The sequence below is a fragment of the Bradyrhizobium elkanii WSM2783 genome (assembly GCF_000472865.1).
Taxonomy (GTDB): Bacteria; Pseudomonadota; Alphaproteobacteria; order Rhizobiales; family Xanthobacteraceae; genus Bradyrhizobium; species Bradyrhizobium elkanii_A.
On sequence record NZ_AXAP01000029.1, the window covers coordinates 56,101 to 72,567 of the forward strand.

The window sequence follows — 16,467 nt, forward strand, 5'->3', positions numbered from 1 at the left end:
TCCCCCCTTCGTCGGGAAAGGTTCATGAGCCAAATGACTCCCAACCCCCTCCCTCGCACGAAGCGCCTGGTTCTGCTCGGGCTCGCGATCTCGGCGATCTTGAGCCCAGGGCTCGCTCGATCTCTCGACGATGACCAGCGCGGCGACCAGCATAGCGATCCAGACTTCTTTGCAGAAAGCGCAAACAACTACGCCGACGACGATCTCGAAGATGTCCGCCCCTATGCCGAACAACACCGGCCTGCTCTGGATCAACGCGCCGCACTTCTGCGCTGGGGCGGATGTCATCGGCGGGATCGTGTCCGGCGATGTCGCGCCGATCATTCGCTACATGCGTGGATGGCAGATCGAGCGCGTTCGTTCGTATTGTCGTCAGAAGGGATGGCAGCTAATGGAAAGTGGCGTGGACCTCGCGGACCACCGCGAAAACTTCGTGCGGGAAAAAAATTTTTAGGCTACGTCGACTCCTTACGCCGGGCCGCCCTCTCGGACTTCTGTCAACTGTTCTCGCTAGGTCATCACCGATCCTGAAAATCGGGCCGATCTGATCGAGAATTTCCTTCTTGCTCGCAAAAGTAGGTCTCGCGACGCGACCGAAAATCACTTGTTCGCGTGCGTCGCCATCGCGCGCAAACGCGCCGCCCATGCGATATTTTGAACTGCCCGCTACTCGCATAGTCCAAACGGCGCGCCGCTGTACGGGCTTCTAATTGCGATTGATGCATGGTCGAAAAACGCGCGCGCGACCGTGTCGCAACTGCTCGAAAGCGCGACGACGCGACGACTTGCCACAGCCTTGTGAACGCGCGCGCGCTCGCGACGGCCGCGCAAATCATCGCGCGGGCCATCAAGCGCGCGGCAATGACGCCGCACGATTCGGACTCCTTCGGTTCTATGCCTTGCGGCACATAGCGAAACGGCCGCAACTTGCGCGGCCGTTCTCCTATGCGTCGGTTAGTTCGGTGCCCCTCGCGTCACTGATAGGTGCGCACTCCGATTGTACATTTCCGTGATAAGCGCTTTGTCGTCGTCGGTTAGTTTCGCGGGTAGTTTTTCAAGGATGCTTACCAATCGACGGCATTGGTCCGCGCTCCAACCTGTCTGTAATGATAGATATTGGTTTTCCGGTATGCTTGGCGACCCCGTGCTGGACGCGGCTAAGTGGAGTCTGATTACTGCCGCGATATGTTCAATCATTTCTTGGTATGTTGGCGTCATCATTCGCCTTCCTCATAATGAAACGCCAACAGCGGCGCTTCTAACACCTAAAGGCGGGTAAGCCGTAGCTGCCCGCCGTAAGATCGTGTTTGCGGCCGTTCTCCTATGCGTCTAGCGGCATGGTCCTAGATCCTTTCCGCGCTCTAACAGAACGAAGAAAGGGGCTTTCGCGTCGGGTCGCTCGACTAGGAGCGCGTCAAAGCCCGCGCGACCGCTAGGCATGCGGCTAATCAGCGACACGGGCTTGCCCCATAGGCAAACGGTTGACGCGCTGGCAGGGCTGGCGAGCGCGACCACGGCCGCGACCGCGAGTCGTTTCATCATGACTCTCGACCTCCGCTGAAATTGAGCGCGCGCAGAACAAGCGCCGTCATATCGTCAACCGCGCGATTCGCTTGCGTTTCCAAATGAGGCATGCGCGCAAGGTCGAAACCAAACCGCGCGCCAATGTCGGCAAGGGCCGCATTGACTGCGGACGATACCGCGACAAATTGCGGATGGTTCATTTGACGTTCTGATAAAGGCATAGGACTCCCTTTCCCTTGTGAGACTGAATCGCCCTGGGGGCGCTTCCCATGGGGCCGCGATGCGACCCTAGCCGGAAGCGCCGCACTAGTCGGCGCGCGTCACAGGAACGGAATAAGCCTTGCCTAGCTTCAACGCCGCGCGCTCCGCGGTCGTCATGTCGGGAAACGACTCCACGTATTGAGCCGGTTTGAAGTCTGGCGAGTCGTCATGTCGTTTGTAGACTGCGAAACCCGGCTCTAATGGATCGCGTTGCCATTCAATGCCGATAACAGGACCACTAAAAATCTCTGCCGTGGTCGCCAACTCTTTGACGTAAACGCGCGTCATTGTTCCGGCTCCGCATAGGCCGACTCGATGCGCTCGCTTGTGTGGTCGCAAATCAAGTTGCCATCTTCCCAATTGATTTCTATTGCGACGACGCGCCATCCGCTCCGCTTGTCGTCGTCGCGTATAGCCTCAAGAATGTTGCGGCGTTCAGCCTTTGCAGCCTTGAACGATAGCGCCGCACCGTCTGCCGTAATGAAGTAGAGGGGATAACCGCCGGGCCATGCATAAGGCCCGTTACGGAAAGCCGCGCGGAAGTCGGAAATCGTTTTGATAGCTGGCATGGTCGGGCCTCAATAAACGGTGTTTACAAACATGACGGTTGCGGAGCGATACGGCCGAAACTCGAAAGAGTCCCCATGCGAGGCGAGACGGCCGCGCACGGTGCTAAGGCCCATTGCGGCTTTTGCCGCGCGCATAATGGCCCGGTCCGAAGCGCCAACCCGAAAGGTTAGAGTCGCGCGCTTAACCCATGAATAGTTAGCCTCGCCTCCGAAGGTATCGGTAAATTCAACGTCCATTTTGAACGTTTCGCGCTTGATTGCCTTTTTGACTCGCGCGTAGTCCCCCGACGATTTGTAATATGTGCCGTGGTAGGTATCGCCTGTAATGGCGTGAACCGTGATAGCTACGCGCTTGCCTCCGAAATTGTCGCGGTATTCGCGGCCGAAGGTAACGCGGCCAAGCTCTTCGCCTGTCCAAGTCGTCGCGACACCCTTGTCGCGGTTGATGTACAGGAAATAGCGCTCGGGCTTGTCGCGTAGAAACTCGAATACCTCAAGCGCGCTCCGCTCTTCGTTCGTTGGCGGCTTAATGTTCGCTGGCAACTCTTCGGAGCGGTAGCTAGTGCGGTCCCCTAACCATTCGCGGAGCGCGGTTTCGCGGTTGCGGATATCGTTAGCGGTTTCTGCGGAAATCGTCATTGTGTGGAGTCCTTGGATCAACGGAGCAGGTCAGAGGCATAACCGGCGAAGAAATCGCCGCGCACACACGCGCGCATGTCGCGCCAGTCGTGAAACTCGAATTGCGAGTCGTGGTCGCGGATGTATTTGACGCGCTCCGCTACGCTGTAACATTCGCGCCAAACGTCATCCGCTTCGGCCTGCTCTTCGTTGCTCCAATCGTCTTCGTGACAGGGTAGTCTTCCAAGGCGGATTTGATTTCATCCGCCTTGCGGAGCGCGGTTTCGTCGTCTTGATGGATGGCAATCCACTCAATCCAACCAACTGCCCAATGCGACTCGCGGACAACGTGAACGGTTTCGCTTTCGCCTCCGATAGCTTTAAGCATGCAACGGAAGTTAGAGCGCTCTAGCGCGTCGCTGTCGCGCGACTGCCCGACTCCGGCCGAATAGTACGCGGGCCAAACTTCGCCAACGTAGTTTCGCGGCATAGTCCAACGCTTCAAATGCGCGGGTTCGAAGATTTCAAGATCAGTCATTGTTGCGCGCTCCCCTCAGTGATTCCAGAACACGAAGAGCGAACCGTCACGCTCCACATAATGGAAATCGCCAGAGATGCGCCAATCGCGACCCATCGCCTCAAAATCAATGTAAGGCTTGATATGGTCGGGAACGCCGCTAAGGCCGTCTGTCTCTTCGGTAAACTCTTCGGCGAAGTCGGCCCATGAGTCGTATTGGCCGCGATAGTTGTCGCGAATGAACGATTCAACGTCGTTCGTTATGTTGTCGTCCGCGACCTCTAAGACGACTTCCAAGGGAATGCCGCTATCGTCTGCGACTTCGGCAAGCTTGACGCGCTCCGCGATGGCCGCGAGTCCGCAATGTTCGGAGATAGCGCCCAAACCCTCGTGGTCGTGAATTGCCCATTCCTCCGCGCTGGGGACGTTGCCAGCGCCCTTGCATGTCGGGCATTTGTCTTGACGGGTCGCGCCAGTTTCGGAGTTGTGGAACGTCTTTTCGCCGCTCCCCTCGCATTCGACGCATTTGACAGTGACGTTAGGAAAGCGCGACGCGCGAAGCATCGCGTTAATTTCATCTTGCATGGAGTCAACGTCGGTTGAGGCATCAATCCAAGCCCCATGCAAAACCCCGTTGTTATAGCTGGCGAGACAGGCGACATAGATTCGCATTGGTCGAGTCCTTGTGTGCTTAGGCGATGGGGCGGGATTGGTCGGCCGATACGGCGCATGACACGACGCGGAAAACGGCAATGCCGTTTGCTTCGAGCGTCGCAAGCTTCGAGAGGGGAATCCGTTCGGCGAAGCGCGCGCGATCTTTCGCGCGGTCGCATGCGGTCGCCTCATCCTTCGCGAAAAGGGAAACGTGAAAGTCGCAACCCGTCGCAATGCGGCGGACTGTGACGTTAAACCGGGTTGTCTTGATAGCTTGCAGCATGTCTTCCATCCGTTGATTGCGACGGGCCATCCGTCGTTAGACAGTCCATACCGATTAAAACCGGCGGGCGTCAATCGATTTCAACGGATGAAACGCGGATGGGCCATCGTAATCCGATCTAAAACCGGAAAGCGCGTAGCACAGGGCGGCTTTGTGCTCGAAAGCGCAGCAATATCAATGAGCTAGACTGCATTGAACCAAGCCGTTTCAAGCAGTCTCGAATGATTGCGAAAGCGCGCAAGATCGAAAGCGAAGCGCCTTTCAATGCATTGAAATCGTTATCTTATTTCGGCTATCGCGATGGCAGAACATGCGCGCGGTTGTGTCGGGGATACAACCGATGGTTACGGCCGCATTGGGATCGATCGAACGGAAACAGCTGCATTCTTCTATCAAAGCCGCAGTCATTGGAAGATTATTCTTTTATTGCAGCGCACGAAGGTATTTGGGTCCTTCTGGGGCGCTCCCCCGTGCGGGTGACGTGCGACCGCCCGATCCCGCTAGATATAAAATTTCAAAAGTGACTTTCTGTTCTCGGATGGGTTGTGTGGGAGAGGGGTTCCAGGCGGCTGCAATAAACTCCGATTGGCGATTTCCACGGACTTAAGCGGATGTTTTGACCTCAAACACCCCGGCCTGCTCGGATCGGTCTCGAAAGCAACTTTGACGGATTACACCGGATGGGAGACCGGATCAGACCCGACACGTCCGTTACGGTCCGCTTTTCTTCAGGTCGCAATTTGGAGCGACCGAGATGCCCTTCAAGGACCTGAAGCCAAGCGCGCGTGGCGCAGAGCCAACCGCGACCGCCAGAACGAACACCACCGCAAATACCGCGCAGGGAAGCCCGAAGCGGAGGCCAAGCGGGTCGAAAAGCAGAAGCTCGCAAACCGCATCATGAGCCTGTTCAGGGCAAACATCGCTGCGTATCTCAAGAAGAACCCGCCGAGCGAGGACAAGAATGCTCGGTACCGCAGGAAGCTCCGCGATCTCGTCATCGACTGCTTGGGTGGGTGCTGCGAATGGTGCGGTCTCGACGAACCGCTCTGCCTTGAGGTCGATCACATCAAGCCGGTGCATCGCCGCACTAACGGAATCACCAATTGGCAAAACCTCGACTTCTATCGCGCGATCCTGCGCGGCGAAGAAGACAACGCGCAGCTTCTTTGCGCCAACTGCCACCGGATCAAGACGCGCTTGGGCGGCGAACACTCGCTCACGCCGTCAGCGGTGCCTTTCCATCCTTGGGATACCGAAACGGCCTCGAACGACAATATCCGGTCTGAGACCGTACTGCTCCAATCAGGAGCATTAGCAGCATGATCGTTATCGGCATCAAGGGCTTTATCGGGTCCGGTAAGTCCACCGTCGCAAACTACCTCGTTGAACGGCACGGGTTCGTCCGTGGCCGCATCGCTGGCGCGCTCAAGGAAATGCTGCGCGCCTATCTCCGCTATCGTGGGTGCGAACCGAGCACCATCGAGCGGATGATCGATGGTGATCTGAAGGAACTGCCGTCCGAATGGCTGAACGGGAAGACGCCCCGTCACGCAATGGAAGGTCTCGGCGGACCGTGGGGCCGAGACTGGATGTCTCCCGATCTTTGGATCGCCACCGAGACCGACAAGCTCTGGATCGACCAGCCCGAGCGCGTCGTCTTCGAGGATGTCCGGCATCGGAACGAGGCCGAAGCGATCGACCGCATGCAGGGCCGTGTCATCGAGATCATTCGCCCCGGCTTGGTGCCGAAGGATCATCCGACCGAGCGAACGCAGGTTGAGATCAGCCCGCACGAATACCTCATCAATGAGGTTGGCCGTCTCACTCAGACGTATCGGCAGGTCGATGAACTGCTCGCTCGCCTATTCGCGAGGCCCAATGGCCTGCCCCCGATGCAGACCCAGGCGGTGCGCCAATGAAGCTCTCCCAGGCATACGACTTCGAGCGCCTTCTGAAGCAACGCGACGAACTATGCGGAGCGCGTCGCATCGCAGATCACGGCGACGGGCTCGGCGTGACGATCAGGGGCACGTATCAGGACGCCGAGATGGTCGCAGCGGTCAAGGCCGCTGTTGTCGCCGAGCTTAATCGGCGCATCGCGGCCATCGACGCCCAACTGATCGCTATGGGCATCGAGATCGACGAATAATGGGCAAGGTCGTCAACCGGCAAGAGCTTGCGGACATCTTCGGCTATTCGCTGCCGACGATTTCCGCATGGGTCGAGAACGGAATGCCGGTCAAGTCTCATGGTGGGCGTGGCAAGCAGTTCGAGTTCGATACTGAAGACGTGCTGAAGTGGCTGCTCGCGCGCGAGCGTTCCGAGCGCAAGGCGCATACGGCTGCGACGCTGAAGGAAGGCGGCGAAGACATCACCATCGACAAGGCGCGCCTTCGCAACGAGATCGCGAAAGCGAAGCTGTCCGAGTTGGAGTTGGCGACGAAGATGGAGCTTGTTCGCCCCATCGACATGATCGTCAAGGTGCTCTCGAACGAAATTGCGAATGCGCGCGCGCGTCTGCTCGGCATTCCATCCAAACTGCGCCCTGCGATCCAACTCGAAGTCGGCGCGCCCGAAGGCACGAAGAAGCTGGTCAACGAAGTTGAGCGGCTGATCCTCGAAGCGCTGAACGAAATCAAGATGACCACGGACGAGCCGGTCGAGGAAGAGCCTCACGCCGAGCCGCCGTCCGAGACTGTCGAGCAAGACGAAGAAGAAAATGACGACGAGTGAGTTCAAGCCTTCGTGGTTGAAGTGGCCCCCGAACAGTTGCGAAGTCTGCACCGCCTGGAAGCGGGAAGGGGAGTGGGTTGGCGTGTGCCAGCGTGCGGCATCGATCCATTTCGACCAGCCCACCGACGCGCGTCAGCGCTGCCCTGAATATCAGCGCAAGCCGGATGCCTGATGACCGCAGCCGTCGCCGTCGTCGATGAATTTCACGAGGATAGCGCATATGGAGCTCGGCTTCGCGCGCAGGTCCGCGAGATCATCGCGCAGAGCTTCAGTCCGCCGCCGAAGCTGACCGTCTCCGAATGGGCGGACGAATACCGCGTGCTTTCGCCGGAAGCGTCTTCGGAGCCCGGTAAGTGGTCTACTGCGCGCGTCGAGCCGTCGCGCGGCATCATGGATGCCTTCGCCGATCCTGAGATCGAGATCATCACTTGTATGGTCGCGGCGCAGACGGTGAAGACCGAAGTCATCAACAACGTGGCTGGCTTCCACGTCCATCTCGATCCTTGCCCGATGCTCATTCTGCAACCGACGTTGCAGATGGCCGAAGCGTACTCGAAGGATCGTCTCGCGCCGATGATCCGCGACACGCCGCCTCTCGCGGCGAAGCTTGGTAACCACGCGCGCGATTCCGAAGACACGATCCTCCACAAGAAATATGCGGGCGGTCATATCACGATGGCGGGCGCAAACTCGCCCGCGTCGCTCGCATCGCGTCCGATCCGCATCCTGCTCTGCGACGAAGTTGATCGCTATGAGGCGAGCGCCGGCAAAGAAGGTGATCCGGTTTCGCTCGCCATCGAGCGAACGACGACGTTCTGGAATCGTAAGATCGCGCTCGTCTCGACGCCGACCATCAAGGGCGCGTCGCGCATCGAGTCCTCCTACGAGGAAAGCGATCAGCGTCGGTTCTTCGTGCCGTGCCCGAAGTGCGGCCATATGCAACATCTGCGGTGGGCGCAGGTCCGATGGCCGGAAGGTGATCCCCTCGCGGCGCGCTATCATTGTGAATACAGCGATCCCGACACCGGCGAGCTTTGCGATCACGGATGGAGCGAGGCTGAACGGCTGAAGGCAATCGCTCGCGGCGTCTGGATCGCGACGCGCCCTGAAGTGAAGGGCCACGCTGGGTTCCACCTGAACCGGATCGCGTCGCCCTGGCGCGCTCTCGGCGAGATGGCGCGCGACTTCGTGTTGGTGAAGAAGCACCCGGAGCGTCTGAAGACCTGGGTGAACACGCGCCTCGCGGAGACGTGGGAAGAGCGAGGCGAGCGCGCCAACCCGGACTCGATCTATGCCCGTCGCGAAGAGTATGACGCCTCGATCTTGCTGCCCAGCGGCGTCGGCTGCATCACTAGCTCGGTCGATATTCAGGATGATCGCGCGGAGATCGAGTGGGTCGGTTGGGGGGCCGACGACGAGTCGTGGTCGCTCGACTACAAGGTCCACTATGGCGCGCCCAACACGCCCGGCTTTTGGGAGGTGATCGATAGCGCCTTGCTGCGCACGTTCAAGCACCCGGCCGGAATCGAGATGCGCGTCGAAGCGGCCTGCATCGACTCGGGCGGCCACTTTACGCAGCACGTCTACAACTTCGTCCGGCCGCGCATCGCCCGGCGGGTCTACGCGATCAAAGGTATGGCCGGTCCCGGCCGCCCGATCTGGCCCGCGAAGGGTACCGTCAACAAGGCGAAGAACGTCACGATCTTCGTGCTCGGCGTCGATCAGGCCAAGGATATGCACTACAAGCGACTCGAGACCAAGGAGCCCGGCCCCGGCTACTGCCACTACCCGCTGCTCGAAAACTACGACAAGAAGTTCTTCGAGGGCCTGACCGCCGAAAAGGCCGTGCTGAAGACCGATAGGCGAGGCTTCGTGGTCAAGGAATGGCACAAAGTCCATCAGCGTAACGAACCGCTCGATCTGCGCGTCTACAACATCGCGGCGCGGCTCTCGCTCGGCATCAACATGGAACGCCGCCTTATGGCGCTGCGGGCTGCGGCAGCGAACGCGCTCAATGCTGCCCCGCGTCCGTCCGTCTCGCGAGAAGAGCCGGTGGCTGCGACGCCCCAGGCGGTTCCTGGGCGGCGTCGCATTCGCAGCCGTGGCGTTGAAAGTTAACGATTGGGCGGGTAGATGAAAAGCATGATGACCGGAGACGATGTTCGCGCTGCCCGCGTAACGCTGGGCAAGATGTGGAAGCCCGGCGGAGCCCCGCTGACGGCTCAAGAGCTTGTGCGCGCCCTTGGCTTGTCCGAAGTGCACGGCACCGACCACGTCTACAACATGGAAAAGGGCAAGTCGGCGGTGTCCGGCACCATTGAGATGTTGCTGCGCATCTATCTCGCCGGGGGTGTGCCGCCCGACGATGTTGTGATCTTCAAAGAGACTGATCGCAAGCGAGCGCGTTAAGGGCGACCGGAACGATCTCTTTGGAGTGAACCATGTCCCGTAGTTTCGGGGCATGGCAAAGAGCATCGAAGAGCAGCTTGAAAGCACCCTGACCTCGATCCAACAGGTCGAGCAGAACGGGCAGCGCTACACGATCAAGGATCGTGAGCTTTGGCGTGGCGATCTGCGCCAGCTTGACCAGCGTGCTCAGCGCCTCGAAAAACAAGCGGCCCGCGCGAAGCGTGGTGGCATCCGTATCCAGCGGGTGATCCCGCTGTGATCAAGCCTCTCGCCCCCACTCTGATGGACCGCTTCCTGGCGGGTGTCGCGCCGAACTTCGCGACGCGCCGCTACCACGCGCGCCTCTCTCTGAACTACATGGGCCAATACGCCGGTGCGCGCTCGAACCGTGCCGCGTTGAAGGCATGGAAAACGCATCCCGGCTCGGCGGATTCCGACACGCTCGGCGATCTTCCGGCGCTGCGCAGCCGTTCGCGCGATCTCGGCCGCAACAACCCCATCGCCGCCGGTGCTCGGCAGACCTCGAAGAGCAACGTCGTCGGCTCTGGTCTGCGCGTCCGCGCGAAGCTGAACCCGAAGCTCGTTGGCCTCTCGGAAGAAGCCGCCGAGTTGTGGGAGCGCAAGACCGAGACGCTGTTCGACTTGTGGGCGCAGTCGAAGCTCTGCGACATCACCCTGACGCAGAATTTCTATGAGCTTCAGGGGCTCGTCTTCAACGCCGTGTTTGAGTCTGGCGACACCTTCGTTCTGCGCCGAACCCCGAAGCGGCCTAACGCGATTGTGCCGCTCGCGCTGAACGTGATCGAGGCCGACCGCGTTGCCACGCCCCAGGAATTGCAAGGCGAGTATCTGATCCGCGACGGCGTCAAGATCGACGAAGACGGCGCCCCGGTCAGCTACTACGTGCTCAACGAGCACCCCGGCGAGCGCGTCACCTTAACCTACAACGGTTACACGGAAGTCCCGGCCTTCGGCAAGAAGTCCGGCGAGCAGATGGTGCTCCATATATTCGAGCGGCTGCGCCCTGGCCTGAACCGTGGCATCCCCCAGCTTGCGCCGGTCATCGAAATCCTGAAGCAACTCGACCGCTACAGCGAAGCCGAGTTGATGAAGGCCGTCGTATCGTCGTTTTTCACGGTCTTCCTAAAGACCTCGGGCGAAGATGGTCTGGCGGGTGCGGTGCCGCAGGGCGCGTATCCCGGCATCGGCGCAAATGATGTGACGATGGGGCCGGGGACCATCGTTGACATCGGCACCGACGAAGAGATTCAGACGGCGCAGCCCGCGAACACCGCGAATTTCGATCCGTTCTTCCAATCCGTAGTCCGCCAGATCGGTGTCGCGCTGTCGATCCCGTTCGAACTGCTCATGATGCACTTCACGGCGAGCTACAGCGCGTCGAGGGCATCACTGGAAATGGCAGCACAGTTCTTCCGCGACCGACGCACTTGGCTTGTCCGCAACTTCTGTGCGCCTGTTTACGAGTGGTTCCTGATCGATGCGATCAACGCTGGCCTGATCGAGGCTCCCGCCTTCTTCAACGATCCAGTGCGCCGCGCCGCATGGCTCGGCGCTCAGTGGATCGGACCCGCGCGGATCATCCTCGACCCGCTGAAGGAATGGAAGGCCGAGACCGAAGCCGTGAACCTGGGTGCGCGCACCATCGAAGCCGTGATCATCGAGCGCGGCGGCGACGACTTCGAGCAGACCACCGCGCAGCGCATCCGTGAGCACTCGGCGCGCGCCGCCGGGAAGCTCGAACCCGAAATTCTCGCGCCGTCCGGCATGGGCTCACAGGTCAAGGAAGACGTGAGCAATCAGCCGGACGACGAGCCGACGCAGCCGAAGAAGCCCGAGAAGAAGCAATGACCATCAACGTCCGCAACCCGATGATCTTCGACGCCGCGCTCACCGCCGATTGGGCGATGGACGAGAACGCGCTGCGGCAGATCATGGAGATCGCCGCGCGCGAGACGCAGATCACGCCGCAGATGCTCGAAGCCTATCGCGGTCAGGAACTTGAGCGTTCCGAGCGTGCGACTCGGCGCGGCAACGTCGCGGTGATCGACGTGGCTGGCCCCCTGTTCAAGCGCGCGAACCTCATGACTTCGTTCTGCGGCGCGACCGCATACGAGACCGTCCGCCGCGATCTTCAGGCCGCGATGGACAATGCGTCGATCACCGCGATCCTGCTCAACATCCATTCGCCCGGCGGCGAGGCCGCTGGCGTTGCCGAGCTTGCCAGCGCGGTCCACGAAGTACGCGGCCGTAAACGTATCGTCTCCTATGCAGGCGATCAGGCGGCCTCCGCTGCCTTCTGGCTGGGCACTGCATCGGACGAGTTTCTGATCGGCCCGACCGCTGCGCTCGGCTCCATGGGTGTCGTCGCTGGCTACCGCGATACGTCCGCGCAGGACGCGGCGCGCGGCATCAAGACTATCGAGTTCGTGTCGTCGCAGTCTCCCTACAAGCGCGTCGATATCAACACGCAGGAAGGTCGCGACCGCGTCCAGGCGCGCGTCGATGCGATGGCCGCCGTGTTCGTCGAGACGGTCGCGGGCTATCGCGGCGTGTCAGTCGATCACGCGCTCGAACATTTCGGACGTGGCGATGTGCTGATCGGTGCAGCGGCGGTCGATGCCGGGATGGCGGATGGCATCGCGACGTTTGAACAGGTTCTCGCGAGCTTGTCTCGCGGCGAAAGTCCGAAGGCTGTCTTCGGTTTTAACCCGGCCGCGACCGGCCAAGATGGAGATGTCGAAATGACCGACGAAGAGAAGGCCGCATTCGAAGCGAAGATTCGCGCCGACGTGCAGGCCGAAATGGAAGCCAAGGCGAAAGCCGACGCCGATGCGAAGGCCAAGGCCGATGCGGAGGCTGCCGCTGCCGCCGCAAACGATCCGGTTGCGCTTGAGCGCAAGCGCGTCACCGAGATCATGGGCCTGACGTTGCCGGGTTACGAAGCCGCCGCCGCGAAGGCTATCGAAACGGGCTCTTCGGCGCATGAGTTCTCGGCCATGATCGTGGCTGCTGAAAAGGCCAAGCGCACCGAACGCGCTGCTGACATCAAGACGGACACCGAAGCCAATTCCGGCGTCGCTCCGTCGAGCGGTCAGGAAAAGGCGCAGGGCGACGAAGCCGCTGCAAACGCAATTCTCGGCGCGATGAAGCTCGTGTCCGGCAAGTAAGGAGCCGCAACGTGGCAAAGTTTCAGAACGAAGGTTCGTTTCTGCCGAACCAGTGGGCGCTCGGCCATACGCGCGCCCGCAAGGTGACGATCAAGTCGGGCGCTGGCGTTCTCGCGGCTGCGACCGTGCTCGGCCTGGTTACGGCCGACGCCAAGTATTTGAAATCGCTCAAGGCCGCGACGGATGGATCGCAGGTGCCCGACGCGATTCTCGCCGAAGCGGTCGATGCGACCGACAAGGACGTGGAGGCCGTCGTCTACATCGCCGGTGAGTTCGATCAGGACAGGCTGATCCTCGGTGCCGGTCACACCCTCGGATCGGTGGATGCGGTCTTCCGCACCAAGTCGATCTGGCTCGTTAAGCCGATGGGCTAACCGAGACAACCAGCAAAGCAAACGGGAAGCCCTACTATGGACCTCTATTCCACCACGGCCCTCAACCGCGTTGTCGAGGAACTGCCGCTGAACCCGGCGTTCTTCCTCAACACCTTCTTCACCACGGTCGAGACCTCCGACACCGAAGACGTCAAGTTCGACTCGGTGAAGGGTCGCCGGATGATTTCGCCGCTCGTCTCGCCCGTCATCGCGGGAAAGGTAATCCGCGAGGCCGGTTACAAGACCTCGTCCCTGGCCCCGGCCTATGTCAAGGACAAGCGAGTCTTCAAGCCGCAGGCGCAGTTCAAGCGCCGCGCAGGCGAGAAGATCGGCGGCACCCTGACGCCGGAACAGCGCCTCGCTGCATCTGTCGGTTTCGCGATCTCCGAGCAGTTGGATATGTGGGTGCGCCGCCTGGAAGTCATGTCGGCCGAAGTGCTGCGCACCGGCAAACTTGTCCTGAAGGGTGACGACTATCCCGAGCAGGTCGTGGACTTCGAGCGCGAGGCCGCGCTGAGCATCGTCCTGACCGGATCGGACAAGTGGTCGGATGCCGCCGTGAACCCGCTCGATGATATCGAAGAGTGGGGTCAGATGATCTTCGATGCCTCCGCGCTGACCTGCCGTGACGTGTTCATGGCGAGTGACGTGTGGAAGACCATCCGCGAGAAGATGTTCGGTCCCGACACCGATGCAGTCGCCAAGGCGATGCGCCTTCAGATCGACACCACGAAGGAAACTCTTTCCTCCGCGCGCGCCGAGCTTGGCCCGATCCTGATCACCCCCGGCGTTCGGTTGGTTGCGGTGTTCGGCGACTATCGCTTGTGGGTCCATGCCGACAAGTACGTCGATCCGCTCGATGGCGTCGAGAAGGAGATGCTCCCGGCCGGTGAGGTAGTGATGGCTTCGCGCGAGATCGAGGGCGTCCGCCACTTCGGCGCGATCATGGACCTGAAGGCAGGGCTTCAGCCGCGCGACTTCTTCGTGAAGTCGTGGGAAGAGGAAGACCCGAGCGTTCGGTACATCCTCGGCCAGTCGGCCCCGCTGATCGCGCCGTACCGCGTGAACGGCACCCTGGGCGCGAAGGTGAAGTGATGCCGATCTATCGCGGCCTCGTAACGATCAAGCGTAACCGGCGGTATCTGCCGCCCGGTACGCCGCTCGATCTGACCGAAGACGAAGCGAAGGCGCTCGGGCCTGCTCGTGTCGTTCTCGCGCCGGATCAGGTGTCCGCCGTCGCCGCGATTGCTCTCGAATCGACCAGCCATCTTGCTGGTCTCGAATCCGCCGGGAATGCTCCCGGCGACGCGCCGTCCGCTGTTGAAGCCCCTCCCGCCTCACAACAGACGGACGGCGCGAGCAATCGCATCGCTGACATCGCCTCGGCTATCGACCTGCTCGACGAAAAGAAGGACTTCTTCAAGTCCGGCCATCGAGCGGGCAAGCCGAAGCAAAAGCCGATTGAAGACATCGTCGGGTTCGACATCTCCGATGCCGACATCGACGCTGCGTTGGCTCTGCGCGACTCGGGGCTGTAATGCCCGTCGAGACCGACAACGATCTTCTGATCTTTCTCAACCCCGACGAGTTCGGGGTTGAGGCGCGTTATGTGTGCCGCGATCCAGCCGTCGAGCCGAAGGACATCCCCGGCCAGTTCGACGACGAAGGTAGCAACTGGAATCCGAACCGCTGGAACGGGACGGAGTTTCAGATGCAGATGGGCGCGAGCGTCACGTCCACCGGGCCGACGTTTCTGTGCCGCACGTCCGATCTCAATAAGGGCGGTCGTAAGGGCGAGAAGCTGACCATCAAGAACAAGAAGCTGGGTGTCGAGCAGGAATATCGGATCGAGGACAAGCGGCCGGACGGCACCGGCATGACCTTGCTCTTGCTCATGGCGAACGACTGAGATGGCACACCCTCGCAAGCTAATCCGCGAAGCGTTCCGAGCCCGGCTCGCCGAGAATGTGGATGGCAGCTACCGCACGGCCGCGCAAGGCCGCGTGTATGCGAGCCGCATGGCTCCCGTGAACGAGGAAGAGTTGAAAGAGGACGGTGCCGCCATCCTCGTTTACGCGCGCATGGAGAAGTACAACCCCGAGAAGGACTATGGGGTCGAGGGCGACGCGACCTATATCGAGCGCGAGTTAACCATTGTCACGGAGGCGATGCTGCTCGGTGGCGAGACCGTTGACGACAAGCTCGACGACATCGCCGAACAGATGGAAGCCGCCGTAGAGGGCTTCGTGATTCCCGGCTTCGAGTCGGCGCGCATCCGCCTGACGGAATCGGACATCGACGTGATCACCGAGCAGGTCAAGCGCCCCATTGGCGCTATTGGCCTCGTTTGGCAGGTCATCTATCGCACCGCATGGCGTCCGCGCGCCACGGCTAATGACATCGACGCCGCCATGGCCGACTTCCTGGCGGGGAAGTGAGCCATGGTGAAGTTCCTCCGCGATCCTGCGAGCACCGGCGGCGTGTCCGACCCGGAAGCGTCCGACATCGACCGGCGCGCGCAGGATGTCGTCAAGTTCGGCAAGATCAAGGAAGTTGACTACAAGCGCCAGCCTCCGTCTTATCGCGTCCTGATCGGCGACGAAAGCGACGAAGACAACCATATCATCACCGACTGGCTCCCGGCGGGCGGCATGCGCGCGAAGGGCGACCGCGAGACGCATTTCCTTGAGAAGGGCGAGAAGGTCGTTTTGCTTGCCGAAGGCGGCGAGCTTGCGACGGCGCAGGTCTATCCGGCAGGCACGTACACGCTCGAGAATGAAGACGAGAAGGAAACCACCGACAAGGCGGGTGTTTGGCGCAAAATCTTCTCGAAGCCGAAGAGCGGCGGCGAAGATGGAGAGGGCGACCAGGGCGACCAGGGCGGCGAAGGCGACGAAGGGGGCGAGGAAGGCGAGGAAGACGAAATCCTCGGCGAGATCAGTTATGACCGCAGTACGGGCGACTGGCTGATCAAGGGCATTGAAACCAAGGGCTCGATCACGCTCGAAGGCTCGGGCTGCAAGATCGTCATGAAGGACGGCACGATCACGCTGAAGGCGAAGAATCTGAAGGTCGAGATGGAAGAGAACGTCGAGGTTGAGGCGGGCGAGAACGTCAAGATCGAAGCGGGCTCGAACTTCACGACGAAGGTGGGAGAAGAGTCGATCCATGAAGCGACGGCCTTCGTGACCGTTGCCGCGACCTTCCTGGGCGTCGATAGCGCTGGCGAGAAGCCGACCGACCGCGTCGAAGTCGTCACCGACATCCCGGCCAAGCAGGTCTTCGCGAAGAAGGGCTAAGAGGCGACCGGATCAGACTGTAAGCGGCCCGGCCGACG

24 protein-coding genes are annotated in these 16,467 nt (G+C 60.8%); 17 read left to right on the plus strand and 7 right to left on the minus strand.

Annotation, left to right across the window (positions count from 1 at the left end):
* Positions 1-130 precede the first annotated feature (130 nt).
* Both YY7_RS0123990 and YY7_RS0123995 read left to right on the plus strand, forming a co-directional pair.
* Positions 131-454: a hypothetical protein gene (locus YY7_RS0123990; RefSeq protein ID WP_028165465.1), complete on the plus strand. Its 324-nt coding sequence runs from the start codon at positions 131-133 to the stop codon at positions 452-454.
* Between the two features lie 269 nt (positions 455-723).
* Positions 724-912, plus strand: coding sequence for a hypothetical protein (locus YY7_RS0123995; protein ID WP_028165466.1), 189 nt, complete (start codon positions 724-726; stop codon positions 910-912).
* 626 nt (positions 913-1,538) lie between these two features.
* Here the strand turns inward: YY7_RS0123995 and YY7_RS0124005 are convergent.
* The 7 genes from YY7_RS0124005 to YY7_RS61975 form a co-directional block, all read right to left on the minus strand.
* Positions 1,539-1,724 (minus strand): hypothetical protein, encoded by a 186-nt coding sequence (locus tag YY7_RS0124005; protein WP_028165468.1) that lies wholly within the window; start codon positions 1,722-1,724, stop codon positions 1,539-1,541.
* Between the two features lie 106 nt (positions 1,725-1,830).
* A complete protein-coding gene (locus YY7_RS0124010; protein ID WP_028165469.1) occupies positions 1,831-2,073 on the minus strand; it encodes a hypothetical protein in 243 nt (80 codons plus the stop codon).
* The gene (locus tag YY7_RS52570; protein WP_028165470.1) at positions 2,070-2,354 is read right to left on the minus strand and encodes a hypothetical protein; all 285 of its coding nucleotides are present in this window, start codon (positions 2,352-2,354) and stop codon (positions 2,070-2,072) included. Before YY7_RS52570 ends, YY7_RS0124010 begins: the two co-directional genes overlap by 4 nt.
* A gap of 9 nt (positions 2,355-2,363) precedes the next feature.
* The gene (locus YY7_RS62565) at positions 2,364-2,993 is read right to left on the minus strand and encodes a hypothetical protein (RefSeq protein WP_210164705.1); all 630 of its coding nucleotides are present in this window, start codon (positions 2,991-2,993) and stop codon (positions 2,364-2,366) included.
* A 139-nt stretch (positions 2,994-3,132) separates the two neighbouring features.
* A complete protein-coding gene (locus YY7_RS0124025) occupies positions 3,133-3,510 on the minus strand; it encodes a hypothetical protein (protein ID WP_028165472.1) in 378 nt (125 codons plus the stop codon).
* Positions 3,511-3,525: 15 nt separating this feature from the next.
* Positions 3,526-4,161 (minus strand): antirestriction protein ArdA, encoded by a 636-nt coding sequence (locus YY7_RS0124030; protein ID WP_028165473.1) that lies wholly within the window; start codon positions 4,159-4,161, stop codon positions 3,526-3,528.
* A gap of 19 nt (positions 4,162-4,180) precedes the next feature.
* On the minus strand, positions 4,181-4,426 hold the full coding sequence (locus YY7_RS61975) for a hypothetical protein (RefSeq protein WP_196237312.1): 246 nt from the start codon (positions 4,424-4,426) through the stop codon (positions 4,181-4,183).
* A gap of 585 nt (positions 4,427-5,011) precedes the next feature.
* Between YY7_RS61975 and YY7_RS0124040 the strand changes: the two genes are divergently transcribed.
* The 15 genes from YY7_RS0124040 (at position 5,012) to YY7_RS0124110 (ending at position 16,429) form a co-directional block, all read left to right on the plus strand.
* The gene (locus YY7_RS0124040) at positions 5,012-5,749 is read left to right on the plus strand and encodes an HNH endonuclease (protein WP_196237313.1); all 738 of its coding nucleotides are present in this window, start codon (positions 5,012-5,014) and stop codon (positions 5,747-5,749) included.
* Positions 5,746-6,345 (plus strand): deoxynucleotide monophosphate kinase, encoded by a 600-nt coding sequence (locus tag YY7_RS0124045; RefSeq protein ID WP_028165476.1) that lies wholly within the window; start codon positions 5,746-5,748, stop codon positions 6,343-6,345. Before YY7_RS0124040 ends, YY7_RS0124045 begins: the two co-directional genes overlap by 4 nt.
* Complete coding sequence (locus YY7_RS0124050) at positions 6,342-6,575, plus strand: hypothetical protein (protein ID WP_028165477.1); 234 nt, start codon at positions 6,342-6,344, stop codon at positions 6,573-6,575. Before YY7_RS0124045 ends, YY7_RS0124050 begins: the two co-directional genes overlap by 4 nt.
* Positions 6,575-7,159: a terminase small subunit gene (locus YY7_RS0124055; protein WP_028165478.1), complete on the plus strand. Its 585-nt coding sequence runs from the start codon at positions 6,575-6,577 to the stop codon at positions 7,157-7,159. The genes YY7_RS0124050 and YY7_RS0124055 overlap by 1 nt, the downstream gene beginning before the upstream one ends.
* A 171-nt stretch (positions 7,160-7,330) precedes the next feature.
* Positions 7,331-9,277, plus strand: a complete 1,947-nt coding sequence (locus YY7_RS0124060; protein ID WP_028165479.1) for a phage terminase large subunit family protein — start codon at positions 7,331-7,333, stop codon at positions 9,275-9,277.
* Between the two features lie 15 nt (positions 9,278-9,292).
* Positions 9,293-9,568, plus strand: coding sequence for a hypothetical protein (locus tag YY7_RS0124065; RefSeq protein ID WP_028165480.1), 276 nt, complete (start codon positions 9,293-9,295; stop codon positions 9,566-9,568).
* 52 nt (positions 9,569-9,620) lie between these two features.
* Complete coding sequence (locus YY7_RS0124070) at positions 9,621-9,827, plus strand: hypothetical protein (protein WP_028165481.1); 207 nt, start codon at positions 9,621-9,623, stop codon at positions 9,825-9,827.
* Complete coding sequence (locus YY7_RS0124075) at positions 9,824-11,437, plus strand: phage portal protein (protein ID WP_245287371.1); 1,614 nt, start codon at positions 9,824-9,826, stop codon at positions 11,435-11,437. Before YY7_RS0124070 ends, YY7_RS0124075 begins: the two co-directional genes overlap by 4 nt.
* The gene (locus YY7_RS0124080) at positions 11,434-12,756 is read left to right on the plus strand and encodes a S49 family peptidase (RefSeq protein WP_028165483.1); all 1,323 of its coding nucleotides are present in this window, start codon (positions 11,434-11,436) and stop codon (positions 12,754-12,756) included. The genes YY7_RS0124075 and YY7_RS0124080 overlap by 4 nt, the downstream gene beginning before the upstream one ends.
* Before the next feature lie 11 nt (positions 12,757-12,767).
* Complete coding sequence (locus YY7_RS0124085; protein WP_028165484.1) at positions 12,768-13,130, plus strand: head decoration protein; 363 nt, start codon at positions 12,768-12,770, stop codon at positions 13,128-13,130.
* Between the two features lie 36 nt (positions 13,131-13,166).
* A complete protein-coding gene (locus YY7_RS0124090) occupies positions 13,167-14,225 on the plus strand; it encodes a major capsid protein (RefSeq protein ID WP_028165485.1) in 1,059 nt (352 codons plus the stop codon).
* Positions 14,225-14,668, plus strand: a complete 444-nt coding sequence (locus YY7_RS0124095; RefSeq protein WP_028165486.1) for a hypothetical protein — start codon at positions 14,225-14,227, stop codon at positions 14,666-14,668. The genes YY7_RS0124090 and YY7_RS0124095 overlap by 1 nt, the downstream gene beginning before the upstream one ends.
* The gene (locus YY7_RS0124100; RefSeq protein WP_028165487.1) at positions 14,668-15,039 is read left to right on the plus strand and encodes a head-tail joining protein; all 372 of its coding nucleotides are present in this window, start codon (positions 14,668-14,670) and stop codon (positions 15,037-15,039) included. The genes YY7_RS0124095 and YY7_RS0124100 overlap by 1 nt, the downstream gene beginning before the upstream one ends.
* Before the next feature lies 1 nt (position 15,040).
* Positions 15,041-15,568, plus strand: coding sequence for a hypothetical protein (locus YY7_RS0124105; protein ID WP_028165488.1), 528 nt, complete (start codon positions 15,041-15,043; stop codon positions 15,566-15,568).
* 3 nt (positions 15,569-15,571) lie between these two features.
* On the plus strand, positions 15,572-16,429 hold the full coding sequence (locus tag YY7_RS0124110; protein WP_028165489.1) for a phage baseplate assembly protein V: 858 nt from the start codon (positions 15,572-15,574) through the stop codon (positions 16,427-16,429).
* The last annotated feature ends 38 nt before the right edge of the window (positions 16,430-16,467 follow it).